14 protein-coding genes and 1 pseudogene are annotated in these 14,707 nt (G+C 69.0%); 5 read left to right on the top strand and 10 right to left on the bottom strand.

Going from position 1 to position 14,707, the window contains the following annotated elements; translation table 11 throughout:
- Positions 1 to 104: 104 nt before the first annotated feature.
- Positions 105 to 677: a rhomboid family intramembrane serine protease gene (locus AB0915_RS01200; protein WP_366689165.1), complete on the top strand. Its 573-nt coding sequence runs from the start codon at positions 105 to 107 to the stop codon at positions 675 to 677.
- Here AB0915_RS01200 and mqnP read toward each other — a convergent pair.
- Together mqnP and AB0915_RS01190 are read right to left on the bottom strand one after the other, a co-directional pair.
- Complete coding sequence (mqnP, locus tag AB0915_RS01195; protein ID WP_366689085.1) at positions 667 to 1,584, bottom strand: menaquinone biosynthesis prenyltransferase MqnP; 918 nt, start codon at positions 1,582 to 1,584, stop codon at positions 667 to 669. The two genes, AB0915_RS01200 and mqnP, sit on opposite strands and share 11 nt — an antisense overlap.
- Positions 1,581 to 3,038: a menaquinone biosynthesis decarboxylase gene (locus AB0915_RS01190; RefSeq protein ID WP_327245798.1), complete on the bottom strand. Its 1,458-nt coding sequence runs from the start codon at positions 3,036 to 3,038 to the stop codon at positions 1,581 to 1,583. The genes mqnP and AB0915_RS01190 overlap by 4 nt, the downstream gene beginning before the upstream one ends.
- Positions 3,039 to 3,127: 89 nt before the next feature.
- Between AB0915_RS01190 and AB0915_RS01185 the strand changes: the two genes are divergently transcribed.
- The 3 genes and pseudogenes from AB0915_RS01185 to AB0915_RS01175 all read left to right on the top strand — a co-directional run.
- On the top strand, positions 3,128 to 3,532 hold the full coding sequence (locus AB0915_RS01185; protein WP_366689084.1) for a PLD nuclease N-terminal domain-containing protein: 405 nt from the start codon (positions 3,128 to 3,130) through the stop codon (positions 3,530 to 3,532).
- A gap of 177 nt (positions 3,533 to 3,709) precedes the next feature.
- A complete protein-coding gene (locus tag AB0915_RS01180; RefSeq protein WP_366689083.1) occupies positions 3,710 to 4,153 on the top strand; it encodes a nucleoside deaminase in 444 nt (147 codons plus the stop codon).
- 477 nt (positions 4,154 to 4,630) lie between these two features.
- Positions 4,631 to 5,548 (top strand): annotated as a pseudogene (locus AB0915_RS01175) (hypothetical protein); the annotation flags it as partial.
- Here AB0915_RS01175 and AB0915_RS01170 read toward each other — a convergent pair.
- The 8 genes from AB0915_RS01170 to hemL all read right to left on the bottom strand — a co-directional run bounded on the left by AB0915_RS01170 (position 5,515) and on the right by hemL (position 13,868).
- The gene (locus AB0915_RS01170) at positions 5,515 to 6,054 is read right to left on the bottom strand and encodes an SRPBCC domain-containing protein (protein WP_366689082.1); all 540 of its coding nucleotides are present in this window, start codon (positions 6,052 to 6,054) and stop codon (positions 5,515 to 5,517) included. The pseudogene AB0915_RS01175 and the gene AB0915_RS01170 overlap by 34 nt on opposite strands.
- A gap of 51 nt (positions 6,055 to 6,105) precedes the next feature.
- Positions 6,106 to 7,194 (bottom strand): c-type cytochrome biogenesis protein CcsB, encoded by a 1,089-nt coding sequence (gene ccsB, locus AB0915_RS01165; RefSeq protein WP_366689081.1) that lies wholly within the window; start codon positions 7,192 to 7,194, stop codon positions 6,106 to 6,108.
- On the bottom strand, positions 7,191 to 8,936 hold the full coding sequence (locus AB0915_RS01160; RefSeq protein WP_366689080.1) for a cytochrome c biogenesis protein ResB: 1,746 nt from the start codon (positions 8,934 to 8,936) through the stop codon (positions 7,191 to 7,193). Before AB0915_RS01160 ends, ccsB begins: the two co-directional genes overlap by 4 nt.
- A 6-nt stretch (positions 8,937 to 8,942) precedes the next feature.
- Entirely contained in the window at positions 8,943 to 9,665 is a 723-nt protein-coding gene (locus AB0915_RS01155; RefSeq protein ID WP_366689164.1) for a cytochrome c biogenesis protein CcdA, read from the bottom strand.
- A 46-nt stretch (positions 9,666 to 9,711) separates the two neighbouring features.
- Positions 9,712 to 10,323, bottom strand: a complete 612-nt coding sequence (locus AB0915_RS01150; RefSeq protein WP_366689079.1) for a TlpA disulfide reductase family protein — start codon at positions 10,321 to 10,323, stop codon at positions 9,712 to 9,714.
- A gap of 67 nt (positions 10,324 to 10,390) precedes the next feature.
- Entirely contained in the window at positions 10,391 to 11,641 is a 1,251-nt protein-coding gene (locus AB0915_RS01145) for a hypothetical protein (protein ID WP_366689078.1), read from the bottom strand.
- Between the two features lie 209 nt (positions 11,642 to 11,850).
- On the bottom strand, positions 11,851 to 12,564 hold the full coding sequence (locus AB0915_RS01140) for a histidine phosphatase family protein (RefSeq protein WP_366689077.1): 714 nt from the start codon (positions 12,562 to 12,564) through the stop codon (positions 11,851 to 11,853).
- Positions 12,561 to 13,868 (bottom strand): glutamate-1-semialdehyde 2,1-aminomutase, encoded by a 1,308-nt coding sequence (gene hemL, locus AB0915_RS01135; protein WP_366689076.1) that lies wholly within the window; start codon positions 13,866 to 13,868, stop codon positions 12,561 to 12,563. Before hemL ends, AB0915_RS01140 begins: the two co-directional genes overlap by 4 nt.
- 138 nt (positions 13,869 to 14,006) lie before the next feature.
- Here hemL and AB0915_RS01130 point away from each other — a divergent pair, with 138 nt between their 5' ends.
- Complete coding sequence (locus AB0915_RS01130; protein ID WP_358858371.1) at positions 14,007 to 14,588, top strand: hypothetical protein; 582 nt, start codon at positions 14,007 to 14,009, stop codon at positions 14,586 to 14,588.
- Positions 14,589 to 14,707: the final 119 nt, after the last annotated feature.

Raw genomic sequence — 14,707 nt, 5'->3', positions numbered from 1 at the left:
AGCGAGGGGCTCCGCGCGTTCCGACAGATGAAGGACAGGCCGTCGACGGCCAAGGACAGGGGGCGGCAGTGACCGGTACCCGTACAGGCACCTCCGCGCGGGCGATGACCGCCGGCGCGCTGATGCTGGGCTGGATCGCACTGCTGTGGGTGCTCGAAGGCATCGACACGGCGACCGGCCAGGCACTCGACACCTACGGCATCACCCCGCGCGAACCCGCCGAACTCCTCGACATCGTGCCCGCCGCGTTCCTGCACAGCGGGTGGGAGCATGTCGCCTCCAACACCGTCCCGCTGCTGGTCCTCGGCTTCATCGCCGCCCTCGGCGGGATACGCCGGTTCGCCGCCGTCGTCCTCACCGTCATCGTCGTCAGCGGCTTCGGCGTCTGGCTGACGGCGCCGCCGCACACCGTCACGCTCGGCGCGTCCGGCGTCGTCTTCGGCCTCTTCGGTTATCTGCTGGTCCGTGGCTTCGTCGACCGGAGGCCGCTCGACGTCGTGGTGGGCGTCGTGATCGCCGCGGTCTACGGCTCACCGCTGTGGGGGGTCCTGCCGACCGACTCCGGGATCAGCTGGCAGGGGCATCTGTTCGGGCTGATCGGAGGGGTGGGCGCGGCGTTCGCGTTCCGCCGCCCGCGCCGTAGCACCCGCCCCGTACCGCCCGCCTTCACGGTGTGAGGCCGCGCACCAGCAGGTCCAGCAAGGCACATGCGAACAGTGCGATCCCGATGAATCCGTTGACGGAGAAGAACGCCCGATTCAGCCGGGACAGATCGTGCGGCCGCACCACGCGGTGCTCGTACACGAACGCCACGGCGACGATCACCATCCCGATCCAGTAGAGCAGCTCCGCACCCGTCGCCAGGCCGAACCAGACCAGCAGCCCGGTCGTCACCACATGGCAGACCCGCGCCCCCCACAGCGCGGCCGGGATCCCGAAGCGGGCCGGGACCGAGAACACACCGTGCGCGCGGTCTGCCTGGACGTCCTGGCAGGCGAAGATCAGGTCGAAGCCGCCGATCCAGACACCGACCGCGAGGCCGAGTATGACCGCGTCCCACGACCAGCTGCCGGTGACCGCCAGCCAGGCACCGATGGGCCCTATGGCCTGCGCGATGCCGAGGATGGCGTGCGGGAAGTGGGTGAACCGCTTGCCGTACGGATAGACGACCATCGGCACGACGGCGATCGGCGCGAGCGCCAGACACAGCGGGTTCAGCAGCGCGGCGGCGCCGAGGAAGACGACGACCGCGACGAGCGCGCCCGTCCACGCCGACCTCACGGAGACGGCACCGGTGACCAGCTCACGGCCGGCGGTACGCGGATTACGGGCGTCGATCTCGCGGTCGATGATCCGGTTCGCGGCCATGGCGAACGTGCGCAGCCCGACCATCGCGATGGTGACGAGCAGCAGGCGCACCCAGTGGATGTTCTCGTCGAGGTGGAACATCGCGGTCAGCGAGGCGATGTAGGCGAAGGGCAGCGCGAAGACCGAGTGCTCGATCATCACGAGCCGCAAGAACGCCTTGACCCTGCCGGTCGGTTGCGCGGGCCCGGGGCCCAGCGTCGCTTCGGCCGCACTCACAGCCCGTACTCCTTCCACCGGCGGTCGACCTTCGCCGCCGTCTCCGGGTCGGACTCGACCATGTCCGGCCAGCCCCCGTCCCGGGTGTAGCCCTCTTCGGGCCACTTCTTCGTCGCGTCGATGCCCGCCTTGCCGCCCCAGAACTGCTGGTAGGAGGCGTGGTCGAGATGATCGACCGGGCCTTCGGTGACAGTGAGGTCCCGGGCGTAGTCGGTGTTGCCGAGCGCCCGCCAGGCGACCTCGTGCAGATCGTGGACGTCGCAGTCGGAGTCCACGACGACGATCAGTTTGGTCAGCGACATCATGTGCGCGCCCCAGATGGCACTCATCACCTTCTGGGCGTGCTTCGGGTACTTCTTGTCGATCGAGACGATCGCGCAGTTGTGGAAGCCGCCCGCCTCCGGAAGGTGGTAGTCCACGATGTCCGGCACGATGATCTTGAGCAGGGGCAGGAAGAACCGCTCGGTGGCCCGCCCCAGCGGCCCGTCCTCGGTCGGCGGCCGGCCCACCACGATCGACTGGAGCAGCGGACGCTTCCGCATGGTCACGCAGTCGATGGTCAGCGCGGGGAACGGTTCCTGCGGCGTGTAGAACCCGGTGTGGTCGCCGAACGGCCCCTCGGGAAGCATCTTCCCGGGCTCCAGCCACCCTTCGATGACGACCTCCGCCTGCGCCGGGACCTGCAGCGGCACGGTCTTGCAGTCGACCATCTCGATCCGCTTGCCCTGGATGAACCCGGCGAACAGATACTCGTCGATGTCCCCGGGCAGCGGGGCGGTGGACGCGTACGTCACCGCGGGCGGCGCCCCGAACGCGATCGCGACGGGCAGCCGCTCCCCTCGCTTGGCGGCGACCTGGTAGTGGTTGCGGCTGTCCTTGTGGATCTGCCAGTGCATCCCGATGGTGCGCCGGTCGTGGCGCTGGAGCCGGTAGAGCCCCAGGTTCCGTACGCCGGTCTCCGGGTGCTTGGTGTGGGTGAGCCCCAGGTTGAAGAAGGAACCGCCGTCCTCGGGCCAGGTGAAGAGTGCGGGCAGCCGGTCCAGGTCCACGTCGTCGCCGGTGAGAACGACCTCCTGCACGGGGGCGCTGTCCGACTTCACCTTCTTCGGCGGCACGTGCACCATCGAGCCGAGCTTGCCGAACGCCTCGCGCACTCCGACGAAGCCGTGCGGCAGCTCCGGCTTCAGCAGGCCGCCGATCTTGTCGCTGATATCGGCGTACGACTTCAGCCCGAGCGCCTTCAGCAGCCGCCGGTCGGTCCCGAAGACATTCATGGCCAGGGGCATCGACGAGCCCTTGACGTTCTCGAAGAGCAGCGCGGGACCGCCCGCCTTGTTCACGCGGTCGACGATCTCGCCGACCTCCAGGTAGGGGTCGACCTCGGCCTTGATGCGCTTGAGCTCGCCCTCGCGCTCCAGCGCCCGGAGGAGGGAACGAAGATCGTCGTAAGCCATGCTGACCAGTATCGGCCACCGGCTACCCTGGGCCCGTCACCGGGGCGGGACAGTGCCCCGCCATCTCTCCGCGGGGGGAACCTTCCACCATGTTCCGGGCCTTGATCTATCTCCTGCCTCTGGCGCTGACGATCTACGCGTTCATCGACTGTCTGAACACCCCGGAGGACGAGGCCAAGCACCTGCCGAAGATCGCCTGGGTCTTCATCATCCTGCTCTTCTGGATCGTCGGCCCGATCGTGTGGCTGGCCGCCGGCAAGCTGCGTCAGGTGCCCGCCGGAGGCCGTACGCCCTCCGAATGGCACCGCAATCACCGCCACGAGTGGGTGGCGCCGGACGACAATCCGGAATTCCTGAAGGCACTGAAGGAAGAGAACAAGAAGGACGAGTCGCTCCTCAAGGACTGGGAGGCGGATCTGCGCCGCCGCGAGGAGGAGCTCAAGCGCCGGGAGAGCGGGGCCGGTCCCGAGGGGTCTGCTCCGCCCGCCTCGTAGCGCGGAGGGTCACGGATACCGCGGCTGCCCCGGCCGTTCGAGCAGGGGCAGCCGCGGTATCCGCTCCTGCGGGGCGCTTCGAGGGCCGCGTGCACACCACGCGCGTTGAGCGGCGGTCCGGGGGCAGCGGCCACCCGGGGCGCCGCCGCCGCGCACCGACCACCAGGAGAGACGCGCATGAACGACAGGACCATGCTCGCCACCGCCCTCGCGGAGGCCCGCGCCGGTCTCGCCGAGGGCGGCATCCCGATCGGCGCGGCCCTCTACGCCGCGGACGGCACGCTCCTCGGCCGGGGCCACAACCGCCGGGTCCAGGACGGCGATCCGTCCACGCACGCGGAGACCGCCGCGTTCCGCGCGGCCGGCCGGCAGCGTTCGTACCGCGGCACGACCATGGTCACCACGCTGTCGCCCTGCTGGTACTGCAGCGGCCTGATCCGCCAGTTCGGCATCTCCCGGCTGGTCATCGGCGAGGCCGCCACCTTCCACGGCGGCCACGACTGGCTGGCCGAGCACGGTGTCCAGGTCGTCCTGCTCGACGACCCCGAATGCACCGCCCTGATGCGGGAGTTCATCCGCGACCACCCCGACCTCTGGAACGAGGACATCGGTACCGAATAGCGTTCGAAAATCCTCACCCCTCTCCAACACACCGCCGATATCCTGGTGTTGACGATGCGACAGTTCGGGCGGGCGTCGGCACTGGGGGTGCTGTGGACAGAGAGCTGTACGGACGCGAGGCGATCTTCGGCAACGACGGGCTTGCGGCGCGTCTGACAGGTCTCACCCCCTACGGCTCCGCCAGGACGGCGTACGAGCACCGCGACGATCCGCCCGTCGTCGTGCTGACCGGCGGGCGCGGCATGGGCAAGACCGCGGTGCTCAAGCAGTTACGGCAGGTGTACCGGGGGATCACCCCGGTCGCCCTGGCCGACTGCGAGGCCGTCACCCCGCCCGAGGATCCCGGTCCCGCCTGGACGCCCGTCATCGGTGCGCTGCCCGATCTCGTCGCCCAGTTCGCGGCCCGGGTGCGGGCCGCGCCCGCGGTGCACGGAGGTGAAGTCGGCGGTCAAGGAGCTGACCGCGGCGCACATCGTCCGGGTCTCCCCCACCAACCGGGACGAGGCGCGCGCGCTGGCCCAGTTCGGCAAGGTGGAGGCCGACAAGGCGCTGCTGGTGCAGGACACCCGTACCGGCGACAACTACACCGACACGCTGAGGGCGGCATTCGCCACCCTGGTGAGGGGCACCTGGTACGAGCCGCAGTTGTTCAGCTCGCCGAAGGACCCGACCGACGAGGGGACCACGGCCAACACGTTCCAGCAGATCACGCATCTGATCTGCGACACGGACGCGGAGACGGTGTTCTTCGCCGGGCGCCACACCCAGCTGCGGCAGTTCATCAACGCGCTCGGGGACCGCGGCTGCCAGAACCGGGCGTTCACCGTGCTCACCGGTGACGAGGGTTCGTATCTCGGCGGCGACAAGAAGCTCGACCGGAGTGCGCTGCTTCGCAAGGTGACGGTGCGGTACGCGTCGCTCGCGCACCCGGACGCCTGGGCGGCGGGGAAGGGCGGGGCGGCGGTGAGGACGGGCGGCTCCGCGGCGGACTACCGGAGCTTCCTGCATCTGCTGGAGGTGGCGGGGAAGAAACCGGTGGGTCCGATCGGCCCGACCGGTTACGCCGATCTGACCGACGGCCAGCTGATCATCGCGCACGACGCGATGGCGACGGCCGTGCACGCCATCCGGCAGGCCACCCCGAAGAGCGAAGAGCTGCCGCAGCCGGCGGACGTGGGTGAGCAGTGGCCGCGGGTGAAGGCGTCGCTGCGGGTGTCGGGGGCCAGCGGCTGGATCTGCCTGGACAACCACGGCAACCCGTACAACAAGGCGGTGCCGGTGGTGGAACTGGTCCCCTCCGGGCAGGCGACCGTCTCCCAGCGGTTCGTGGCGATCGCCTGGCCGGAGGGGAAGCCCCCGGCTCAGAACTGCTTGCCGCCGTCCTCCGCACCGTAGCTCTCGCGTAGCTCCCGCCATCGGAGCAGGGTCCACCGTGACCAGTCGGCGGGGTGCCCGTCCAGGGCGTCCACCAGGTACTCGAAGTGGTTGTGCCAGCCCGCGAGGCAGTCCAGCCGCAGCGCGTCGTCGCCGTGGAACTCGTTGCTGAAGCGCAGGAGCACGTGGTCGCCGCGCGGCGGCTCCAGGTGGAAGCGGATCCGGCCGTGCACCCCTCCGAGGGTGTACTCGGCGACGCGCTCGACGTCCCAGGCGGTGACGGTGCCGGAGGCGACCGTGGCGTTCCCGTCCCGGTCGGTATTGAGCCAGCGCAGTGTGATCGCCCCGCCGATGCGTGGCTCGAACGGGTCGGCGGCGGCGAGCCAGCCCCGCAGCCCCTCGGAACTGGCAACGGCTGCCCACACCCGTGGGACGGGGTGGGGCAGCCGGAGCACGAACCGCAGGAGGTGGTGGTCACCGTGGGTCTCGGCGGTACCACGTTCGATCACGGGGAGTGCGTCGGTCATGGTTCCAGCGTGGCCCGGTGGGGCGCGTTCCGCACCCGTACGCGGGAACGGTCAGACGCCGGCGTAGGAGTGCTTGCCGGTGACGAAGATGTTCACGCCGTAGTAGTTGAAGAGCCAGCAGCCGAAGGCGATCAGCGCCAGGTAGGCGGCCTTGCGGCCCTTCCAGCCCGCGGTGGCGCGGGCGTGCAGGTAGCAGGCGTACGCGACCCAGGTGATGAAGGACCAGACCTCCTTGGGGTCCCAGCCCCAGTAGCGGCCCCAGGCGTCGCCCGCCCAGATCGCGCCCGCGATGATCGTGAACGTCCAGAGCGGGAAGACGGCGGCGTTGATGCGGTACGAGAACTTGTCGAGGGTCGCCGCGGCGGGCAGCCGGGACAGCACGGACCGGGCGAAGGAGCCGGGCTCGGTGCCGTTCGCCAGCTTGCTCTCGTAGCTGTCGCGGAACAGGTAGAGCAGCGTGGCGACCGCGCCGATGTAGAAGACGGCGCCGCAGATGATGGCGGTGGAGACGTGGATCCACAGCCAGTACGAGTGCAGTGCGGGCACCAGCTGGTCGCTGGAGGTGTACAGCACGGTGGTCGCGATGCCGAGGTCCAGCAGGACGGTGGTGACCAGCAGCAGGCCCATCCAGCGGACGTTCTTCTTCAGCGCCATCAGGATCAGGTACGCGGCGACGGCCACCGTGGAGAAGGTGATCGAGAACTCGTACATGTTGCCCCAGGGGGCACGCTGCACGGACATCGCGCGGGCGATGACACCACTGGCCTGGACGAGGAAGGCGACGACGGTCAGGGAGACCGCGATCCGCCCGTACAGGTCACCCTTGAACGTGCCCCCGGCGGCGCCGGGGCCGTCCGGGACGTCCCGCGAGCCGGCGGCGGACCTCGTGATGATCTTCGGCCGGTCCAGTACGGCGGTGGCGCCGCCCTTCTGCGCGACCTGGACCTGGATCTTCGCCGGGGAGGCGGCGGCCCCTTCCCCGGTCAGCGCGGCGGCGGTGCGGCCGACCTTGCTGCGGCTGCCGAACACCCACTCCGCGATGTGCGCGAAGAAGGCCAGGGTGTAGACGGCCATCGACGAATAGATCAGCACATTGCTGGTGTGTGCCAGATTCTCGTTGGTTGCGGCGGCGAGATTCACTTCTCAGCCCCTTCGGCAGGTTCTTCGGAAAGTGCTTCGGCAGATGCGTCGTGGGGCGCGGTGGGCGCCACGTCATGGAGGGTGACCGCGAGATCGGCCAGCTCCTCGGGAAGCTTCGCGGACTCGCTGCGGCCCAGCCCCGCCATCTCCACGACGGTGACGCCGTCCGCTCCCCGTACGGCCCGGACCCAGACCCGGCGCCGCTGGATGAACAGCGACCCGGCCAGACCGGCGATGGCCCCGATGGCTCCGGTGAGCGCCCAGCCGCTGGCGGGCTGCTGCGAGATCTGGAAGCTGGCCCACTGCTCGACGCCTTCGAAGGTGATCGATCCGGCGCCGTCCGGCAGCTTCATCGTCTGGCCGGGCAGCAGCCGCTGCTTCAGCTTGTCGCCCTTGCTGTCCTCGAACGGCTTCATCTTCGAGGTGTTCAGCTGGTACACGTTCTGCGGCAGTCCGGAGTCGACACCGAGGCTGCCGTGGTACCCGTTGAGGGCCAGTACCGGGAAGTCGGCGGCCGGGAACTGGGAGAACATCGTCCCCTTGCCGTTGCCCGCGAACGTCGGCACGAAGAACGCCTGGAAGCCCAGCTGGTCCCTCTTGCCGGTCCCGTCCTTGTAGCCGTCCATCACCTTGATCGCACCGGTCGAGGTGACATTCGAGTCGATCGGCAGCAGCGGCACGGCGGCCTTGTAGACCTCCTTGCCCCTGCCGTCCTTGACGGAGACGACCGGGGCGTAGCCGTGCCCGATCAGATAGACCTTGGAACCGTCGACCACCAGCGGCTCGTTGACCTTGATGACCGCCTTCTTCGGCTTGCCGTACGCACCCTCGGAGTACGTGACGTGCGCCTCGTACGTGCGGGGCGTGCCGATCTGCGGGCCGCTGCGCTCGTACGTGCCGACGAACTTGTCGAGGGTGAAGCTGAACGGGGCGAGCGAGTCGGTGTCGTACAACGAACCGGACTTGAAGTCGTCGTACTGCGTCAGCGTGTTGGAGAAGCCGTCGCCCTGGACGATCAGCTTGCCGCCCTCGGACTTGAAGAGCTGCCCGGTGGCGAAGGCCACCAGCAGGACGATCAGCGCGATGTGGAACATCAGGTTCCCGGCCTCGCGCAGATAGCCCTTCTCCGCAGCGACCGCATCGCCGTCGACGTGCGCCCTGAAGCGCCGCTTGCGCATCATCGCGAGCGCGGCCTCGCGGACCTGCTCGGGGTCGGCGTCGGTGCGCCACGTCGTGTAGGCGGGCAGCCGGGTCAGCCGCTTGGGAGCGCCCGGCGGCCGGCTGCGCAGCTGGCCGATGAACTGGCCGGTGCGCGGCACGATGCAGCCGATGAGAGAGATGAACAGCAGGATGTAGATCGCGGAGAACCACACCGAGCTGTACACGTCGAAGAACTGGAGCTTCTCGTAGATCGGCGTGACGGTGGTGTGGGCTTCCTTGAAGGTCTGCACCTTCAGCTCGTCCACGCTGTTCTGCGGGATCAGCGAGCCGGGGATGGCGCCGAGCGAGAGCAGGAAGAGCAGGATCAGCGCGACCCGCATCGAGGTGAGCTGGCGCCAGAACCAGCGCGCCCAGCCGATGACGCCCATGGCGGGCAGCGTGGCCAGGGCCTCCTCGCGCGGGGCGGTGGAGAGCTGCGAGCCGGCCGCGCCGAGCTCGGCCGCGTTCTCCCGCTCCTGCCGGCTCTCGCGCTCGCGCTCGTTCGCGCGCTCTTCGGCCGCGTTGGTCTTGGTGTCGCTCATTGGAACTCAGATCCCCACCGTGAAGCCGTCGGACCAGCCCTGCAATTCCTGCATCATGCTGCCCCACACACCGGTCAGCAGAAGCAGCCCGGTCGCGATCATCATGACGCCGCCGATCCGCATGACCCATGCGTAGTGGCGCTTGACCCAGCCGAACGCGCCGAGCGCCTTGCGGAAGGCGACCGCGGCGAGCACGAAGGGCACACCGAGCCCGAGGCAGTAGGCGATGGTCAGTATCGCCCCGCGTCCGGCGGTGCCCTGGTCCATCGCGAGGATGCTCACCGAGCTGAGCGTCGGACCGAGGCACGGGGTCCAGCCGATCCCGAAGAGGGCGCCCAGCAGCGGTGCGCCCGCCAGCCCGGTCACCGGCCTCTTGTGGATACGGAATTCGCGCTGCGTCATCCACGGCATCAGGCCCATGAAGAAGATCCCCATCAGGATCATCAGCACACCGAGGACCTTGGAGAGCGTGGTGCTGTGAGCCTGGAGCGTCTGGCCGAAGAAGCCGAAGAGCGCGCCGCCGGAGACGAACACGGCGGTGAAGCCGAGCACGAAGAGCGAGGCTCCGGCGACCATGCGCCCCCGCCTGGCCTGCGCCAGATCGGTGCCGCTGACGCCGGTGACGTACGAGAGATAGCCGGGCACGAGAGGCAGGACGCACGGCGAGAAGAACGAGACGAGCCCGCCGAGTACGGCGATGGGCAGGGCTGCGATCAGCGCCCCGTTCATCACGGTCTCGTTCTGCCCCGGAAGTGCGGCAAGGGTGAGCACGGAATCACTTCTCCGCGATCAGCGGGTCGATCATCTTGTGGAGCTTGACGTCGTCGAGGGCGACCAGGGTGCGGGCCGCGATCTTCCCGTCCCGGTCGATGACCACGGTCGACGGAATGGCCTGCGGGTTCAGCGTGCCCTTGGGGAAGCGCAGGATGAGCTTCCCGATCGGGTCGAAGAAGCTCGGGTAGGTGATGTCGTTGTCCTTCTCGAAGTTCACCGCCGGGCCCTTCTCGGCGTCCCGGGTGTTGATCCCGATGAACTGGACGCCCTGGCTCGCGGTCTCCTTCGACACCTTCGCGAAGTGCTTGGCCTCCAGCCGGCAGGGGCCGCACCACGAGCCCCATACGTTCAGCACGACGACCTTGCCCTTGTAGTCGGCGACGTCGAGGGGCTTGCCGTCCAGTGTCGTTCCGTCGAGCTTCGGCGCGTCCTGGCGGTCCGCCTTGGCCACGGTGGAGATTCCGCCACTACCGGTGACGAAGTGCGAATTGCCGCCACCGCCGGCCTTGTTGCCGTCACCGCCGCAGGCAGTCAGAGTCAGCGCCAGTGCGGCGGCCGCTGCGGGGGCGGCGAGCAGGGTAAAGCGGCGTCGGGGTGCGCGGCCAGAGCTCATGTGAAAAGTTTCGCATGGCTGTTTCGGGGATCTTGCTCACCCCCCTCGGTGCCCGTAAAGCCCGTTGTCAGGCCCGTTTAAAGAAGGCGTTCCAGCCACCGTCGGGCGACTGGCCGACCTCCAGCGTGCGGAGCTTCGCGAGCACGGCCGGATCCTGGACGTCGAGCCAGTCGACGAACTGCCGGAAGGAGACGAGCCGCACATCCGGCTTTCCGGCGATCCTTTTGAGGGTCTCTTCGACCGCATCCATATAGATGCCGCCGTTCCACTCCTCGAAGTGGTTGCCGATGAAGAAGGGTGCGCGATTCGACCCGTACGCACGGTGGAAAGCGGCGAGGTACGACCGAGTGGCCTGGGTGCGCCATTCCGGATAGCGCGACGGCATTCCCCGGGTGGTGTTCCGTGACTGGTTCGCGAGGATGTTGTAGTCCATCGACAGCACTTCGAAGGTGTGCCCGGGGAACGGCATGCCCTGCAGTGGAAGATCCCATATGCCCTGGCGCTTCCTGGGCCAGATCTGGGTGCCGCCGGGCGAGCTCGCGTCGTAGCGCCAGCCCAGTCGGCGCGCGGTGGGCAGCAGATTGTTCTGGCCGAGCAGACAGGGGGTGCGGCCGCCGACGAGTTCCTTGCGGTAGTCGAAGGGCAGCGGGTCGAGATCGGTCCAGCCGGTATGGGTGCGCCATTCGGTGACGAAGGAGACCGCCTGATCGATCTCGTTCTCCCACTGGGCGGACGTCCAGTGGGCGACCGATCCGGAACCGCCGCAGAAATGCCCGTTGAAGTGCGTGCCGACCTCATGGCCGTCGAGCCAGGCCCTGCGAATGTGGCCCAGCGTCTCCTTGATGTGGGCATCGGTGAGATAGCCGATGTCGGAGGCGCCGATGCGGTTGTTCGGCGGCCGGTACAGGGACTTCTTCGACTCGGGCAGCAGGTAGATCCCGGAGAGGAAGAAGGTCATCGCCGCGTCGTGCGCCTTGGCGAGTTCGAGAAAACGCGGGAAGAGCCCGGTGCCGACCTCACCCGCCCCGTCCCAGGAAAAGATCACGAACTGCGGCGGGGTCTGGCCGGGTTCCAGCGGGACCGGCGCGGAAGGCTGGTTCGGCTGTTCCCCGGTGTCCGCGGTGGAACCGTCCCCGATCTCGCGGACGCCCTCTTCCCCGGCACCGTCCCCCTCGGCCTTGCCGTCCGCCCGCTCCCCGGGGCCGGGTCCCGGCCGGCCCCGTTCGGAAGAGTGCCGGGAACCGCAGCCCGCCATCCCGATGGCAGCCGCGCCCCCCAGTCCGGCTCCGAGCAGACTCCTTCGGCTGATGTCGCGCATGGCGTCCCCATCTGCGGTCGTTCCGACCCAACTGCATACAAACTAACGAAGGCTTAGATGCGCGAAACGACGTGGGGGTTCCGCTGAATAACACACAATTCTGTGCGTGACCGGACTCCACTCCTGACGTGGCCTTGTTCCTGCCCCGAACGCACCACGGGCCCCGGCCGACACATCGGCAGGGGCCCGTGCGGGCCGAGAAGTCCCGGCTACGCGCCGAACGCCTTGGACTTCCCCTTCACCGGCTTCGCACCGGCCAGCAGGTGCGCAGGGACCAGATCGCGGGCCGGCTCGGTGTAACCGACCGAGACGATCTTGTCGCCCTGGTACGTGAAGCTGGTCAGCGAGGCCAGCGTGCATTGCCGCTTGCGCGGGTCGTGCCAGAGCCGTCGCCGCTCGACGAAGCTCCGGACGATCCAGATCGGCAGCTGGTGGCTGACGCAGACCGCCTCGTGCCCACGGGCCGCGTCGCGTGCGGCGTCGAGGGCGCCCATCATCCGTACGACCTGCTCGATGTACGGCTCCCCCCAGGACGGGCGGAAGGGGTTGGTGAGGTGCTTCCAGTTGTCCGGCTTGCGCAGCGCACCGTCGCCGACCCCGAAGGTCTTGCCCTCGAAGACATTGGCCGCCTCGATCAGCCGCTCGTCGGTGGTCAGGTCGACGCCGTGCGACTTGGCGATCGGCGTCGCCGTCTCCTGGGCGCGCTCCAGCGGGGAGGCGACGACATGGGTGATGTCGCGCTTCTCCAGGTGCTCGGCCACCCGGTCGGCCATCCGCCGGCCGAGCTCGGAGAGGTGGTAGCCGGGACGGCGTCCGTAGAGCACGCCCTCGGGGTTGTGCACCTCTCCGTGCCGCATCAGATGAACGACAGTGATGTCCTGACGCGCGCTGTCTGCACGGCTGGTACTGCTGGTCTCGCTCATGAGGTGGCCTCCGAGGCGGCGCGGGCGGCGGCGGGCAGGGCGGCGGCGATCCGCTCGACGGCCTGCGTGTCGTGGGCGGTGGAGACGAACCAGGACTCGAACGCGGACGGCGGCAGATAGACGCCCTGCGACAGCATCGAGTGGAAGAAGGCGGTGAAGCGGAAAGCTTCCTGCTTCTTGGCGTCCTCGTAGTTGCGCACCGGCTGCTCCGTGAAGAACACGGAGAACATGTTGCTCGCCGCGGACACCGTGTGCGCGACGCCCTCCTTGGTGAACGCCTCGCTCACCAGAGACCGGATCTCCGCGGAGACCGCGTCGACCTTCGCGTACGCCGCGTCGTCGAGCAGCTGCAGCTGGGCGAGACCGGCGGCGGTGGCGATCGGGTTCCCGGAGAGGGTGCCCGCCTGGTAGACGGGGCCGACCGGGGCGAGGTGCGCCATCACGTCGGCGCGCCCGCCGAAGGCCGCGGCCGGGAAGCCCCCGCCCATGACCTTGCCGAAGGTCATCAGGTCGGGCCGCACGCCGTCGACGCCGAACCAGCCGGCCTTCGAGGTACGGAATCCGGTCATGACCTCGTCGGAGATGTACAGCGCACCGCCCTCGGCGCAGAGCTCCTTGAGCCCGGCGTTGAAACCGTCCAGCGGGGGCACCACGCCCATGTTGCCGGGCGAGGCCTCGGTGATCACACAGGCGATCTCACCGGGGTGCGCGGCGAACGCGGCCCGCACGGCCTCCAGGTCGTTGTACGGCAGCACGATCGTGTCGCCGGCCTGCGCGCCGGTGACGCCCGGGGTGTCCGGCAGACCGAAGGTCGCGACCCCGGACCCCGCGGCGGCAAGCAGTGCGTCGACGTGCCCGTGGTAGCAGCCGGCGAACTTCACGACCTTCGCCCGGCCGGTGAACCCGCGGGCCAGCCGGATCGCGGACATGGTCGCCTCGGTGCCGGAGGACACCAGCCGCACCTGCTCCACGGGCTCGATCCGGGCCACGATCTCCTCGGCGAGCGCGACCTCGCCCTCACCGGGCGTACCGAACGAGGTGCCGCGGGCGACAGCCTCCTGGACTGCGGCGATGACCTCGGGGTGGGAGTGGCCGAGGATCATCGGCCCCCACGAGCACACGAGGTCGACGTACTCACGGCCGTCGGCATCGGTGAGGTACGGACCGGTACCGGACACCATGAAGCGGGGCGTACCGCCCACGGCCCGGAAGGCGCGTACGGGAGAGTTCACGCCGCCGGGCGTCACGAGGGACGCGCGGTCGAAAAGCGTCTGCGAAACTGGGGCGTCATAGGGAAAGCTCACACAAGCCATGGTGTCAGAGCCTTCGGCGATCTTGCGGACAGGTGTTTCACACCAAGCCCGCGGGGGAGGTCACTGGCACGATGATCGGGTTGCGCGGCGGGGGCTGTGTCTCCTAAGTAGTAGTCGGGTGGATGAGATATGCATCGCGGTGGCGAAGTGGGCGAAGGGACCGGCGACCTGGGGCCCGAGCCTGCCCGCCGGGGTCGGCACCGGCGTGAGGCCGAGCGTCGGCAGGGCATACAGGCCGGCAGTGCGCAGTCCGGAAGCGGGAGTGGTGGCCGGGTGGGGGTGACGTACAAATACTTCGGGGCCCCCGACGGGGCCACGGCCGCACGGGTGCCCATTTCCATGCGTCCCGAGGAGCTCGGCGGCGACGAGCTGGGCATGGGCGGCATGTTCACCAAGATCAAACCGGAGACGGTGGCGGCCATGGTCCTCACCGGAATCCAGGGCATACCCCTGCACAGGGTCCCCCCGCTGGAACTGGTCGTCCTGCACCCCGACTACGCCGTGGTCAAACTCCCCATGACGGTCGTCGACCCGCTGCGCGGCGTCGGCGAGGAGTCGGTCGGCGCCGCGGCCTTCATCTGGTCCACGGTCCCGGACCGCGGCGGCCCGCGCGACGCGTTCAACGTCTACCAACTGCTGCACGAGTGGCAGGATTTCAGCCATCGTCTGCATGACGCGGGGCATCAGGCGTACTGCCTGGTCTGGCCCTGAGCCGGGGCCGGTCTGCGGCGCGCCCGCGGCGCTCGGCGACGGCACCTGGTACACGGTGTCCAGGAATGGGTATGCCCTGCACGTGTGGACTCCGGACAACCGGAGGGTGTCCGGTTGAC

Origin of the sequence: Streptomyces sp. NPDC048411 (assembly GCF_040704695.1) — a bacterium.
Lineage (GTDB): Bacteria > Actinomycetota > Actinomycetes > Streptomycetales > Streptomycetaceae > Streptomyces.
The sequence above is the reverse complement of the archived record's forward strand: the minus strand, read 5'-3'. Positions and strand labels throughout refer to the sequence as shown.

Excerpts from the sequence above, each read along its gene's own strand:
- AB0915_RS01200 (WP_366689165.1), top strand. The coding sequence starts at position 105 with ATGACCGCCGGCGCGCTGATGCTGGGCTGGATCGCACTGCTGTGGGTG.
- AB0915_RS01190 (WP_327245798.1), bottom strand. The coding sequence starts at position 3,038 with ATGGCTTACGACGATCTTCGTTCCCTCCTCCGGGCGCTGGAGCGCGAG.
- AB0915_RS01185 (WP_366689084.1), top strand. The coding sequence starts at position 3,128 with ATGTTCCGGGCCTTGATCTATCTCCTGCCTCTGGCGCTGACGATCTAC.
- AB0915_RS01180 (WP_366689083.1), top strand. The coding sequence starts at position 3,710 with ATGAACGACAGGACCATGCTCGCCACCGCCCTCGCGGAGGCCCGCGCC.
- AB0915_RS01170 (WP_366689082.1), bottom strand. The coding sequence starts at position 6,054 with ATGACCGACGCACTCCCCGTGATCGAACGTGGTACCGCCGAGACCCAC.
- AB0915_RS01160 (WP_366689080.1), bottom strand. The coding sequence starts at position 8,936 with ATGAGCGACACCAAGACCAACGCGGCCGAAGAGCGCGCGAACGAGCGC.
- AB0915_RS01155 (WP_366689164.1), bottom strand. The coding sequence starts at position 9,665 with ATGAACGGGGCGCTGATCGCAGCCCTGCCCATCGCCGTACTCGGCGGG.
- AB0915_RS01150 (WP_366689079.1), bottom strand. The coding sequence starts at position 10,323 with ATGAGCTCTGGCCGCGCACCCCGACGCCGCTTTACCCTGCTCGCCGCC.
- AB0915_RS01145 (WP_366689078.1), bottom strand. The coding sequence starts at position 11,641 with ATGCGCGACATCAGCCGAAGGAGTCTGCTCGGAGCCGGACTGGGGGGC.
- AB0915_RS01140 (WP_366689077.1), bottom strand. The coding sequence starts at position 12,564 with ATGAGCGAGACCAGCAGTACCAGCCGTGCAGACAGCGCGCGTCAGGAC.
- AB0915_RS01130 (WP_358858371.1), top strand. The coding sequence starts at position 14,007 with ATGCATCGCGGTGGCGAAGTGGGCGAAGGGACCGGCGACCTGGGGCCC.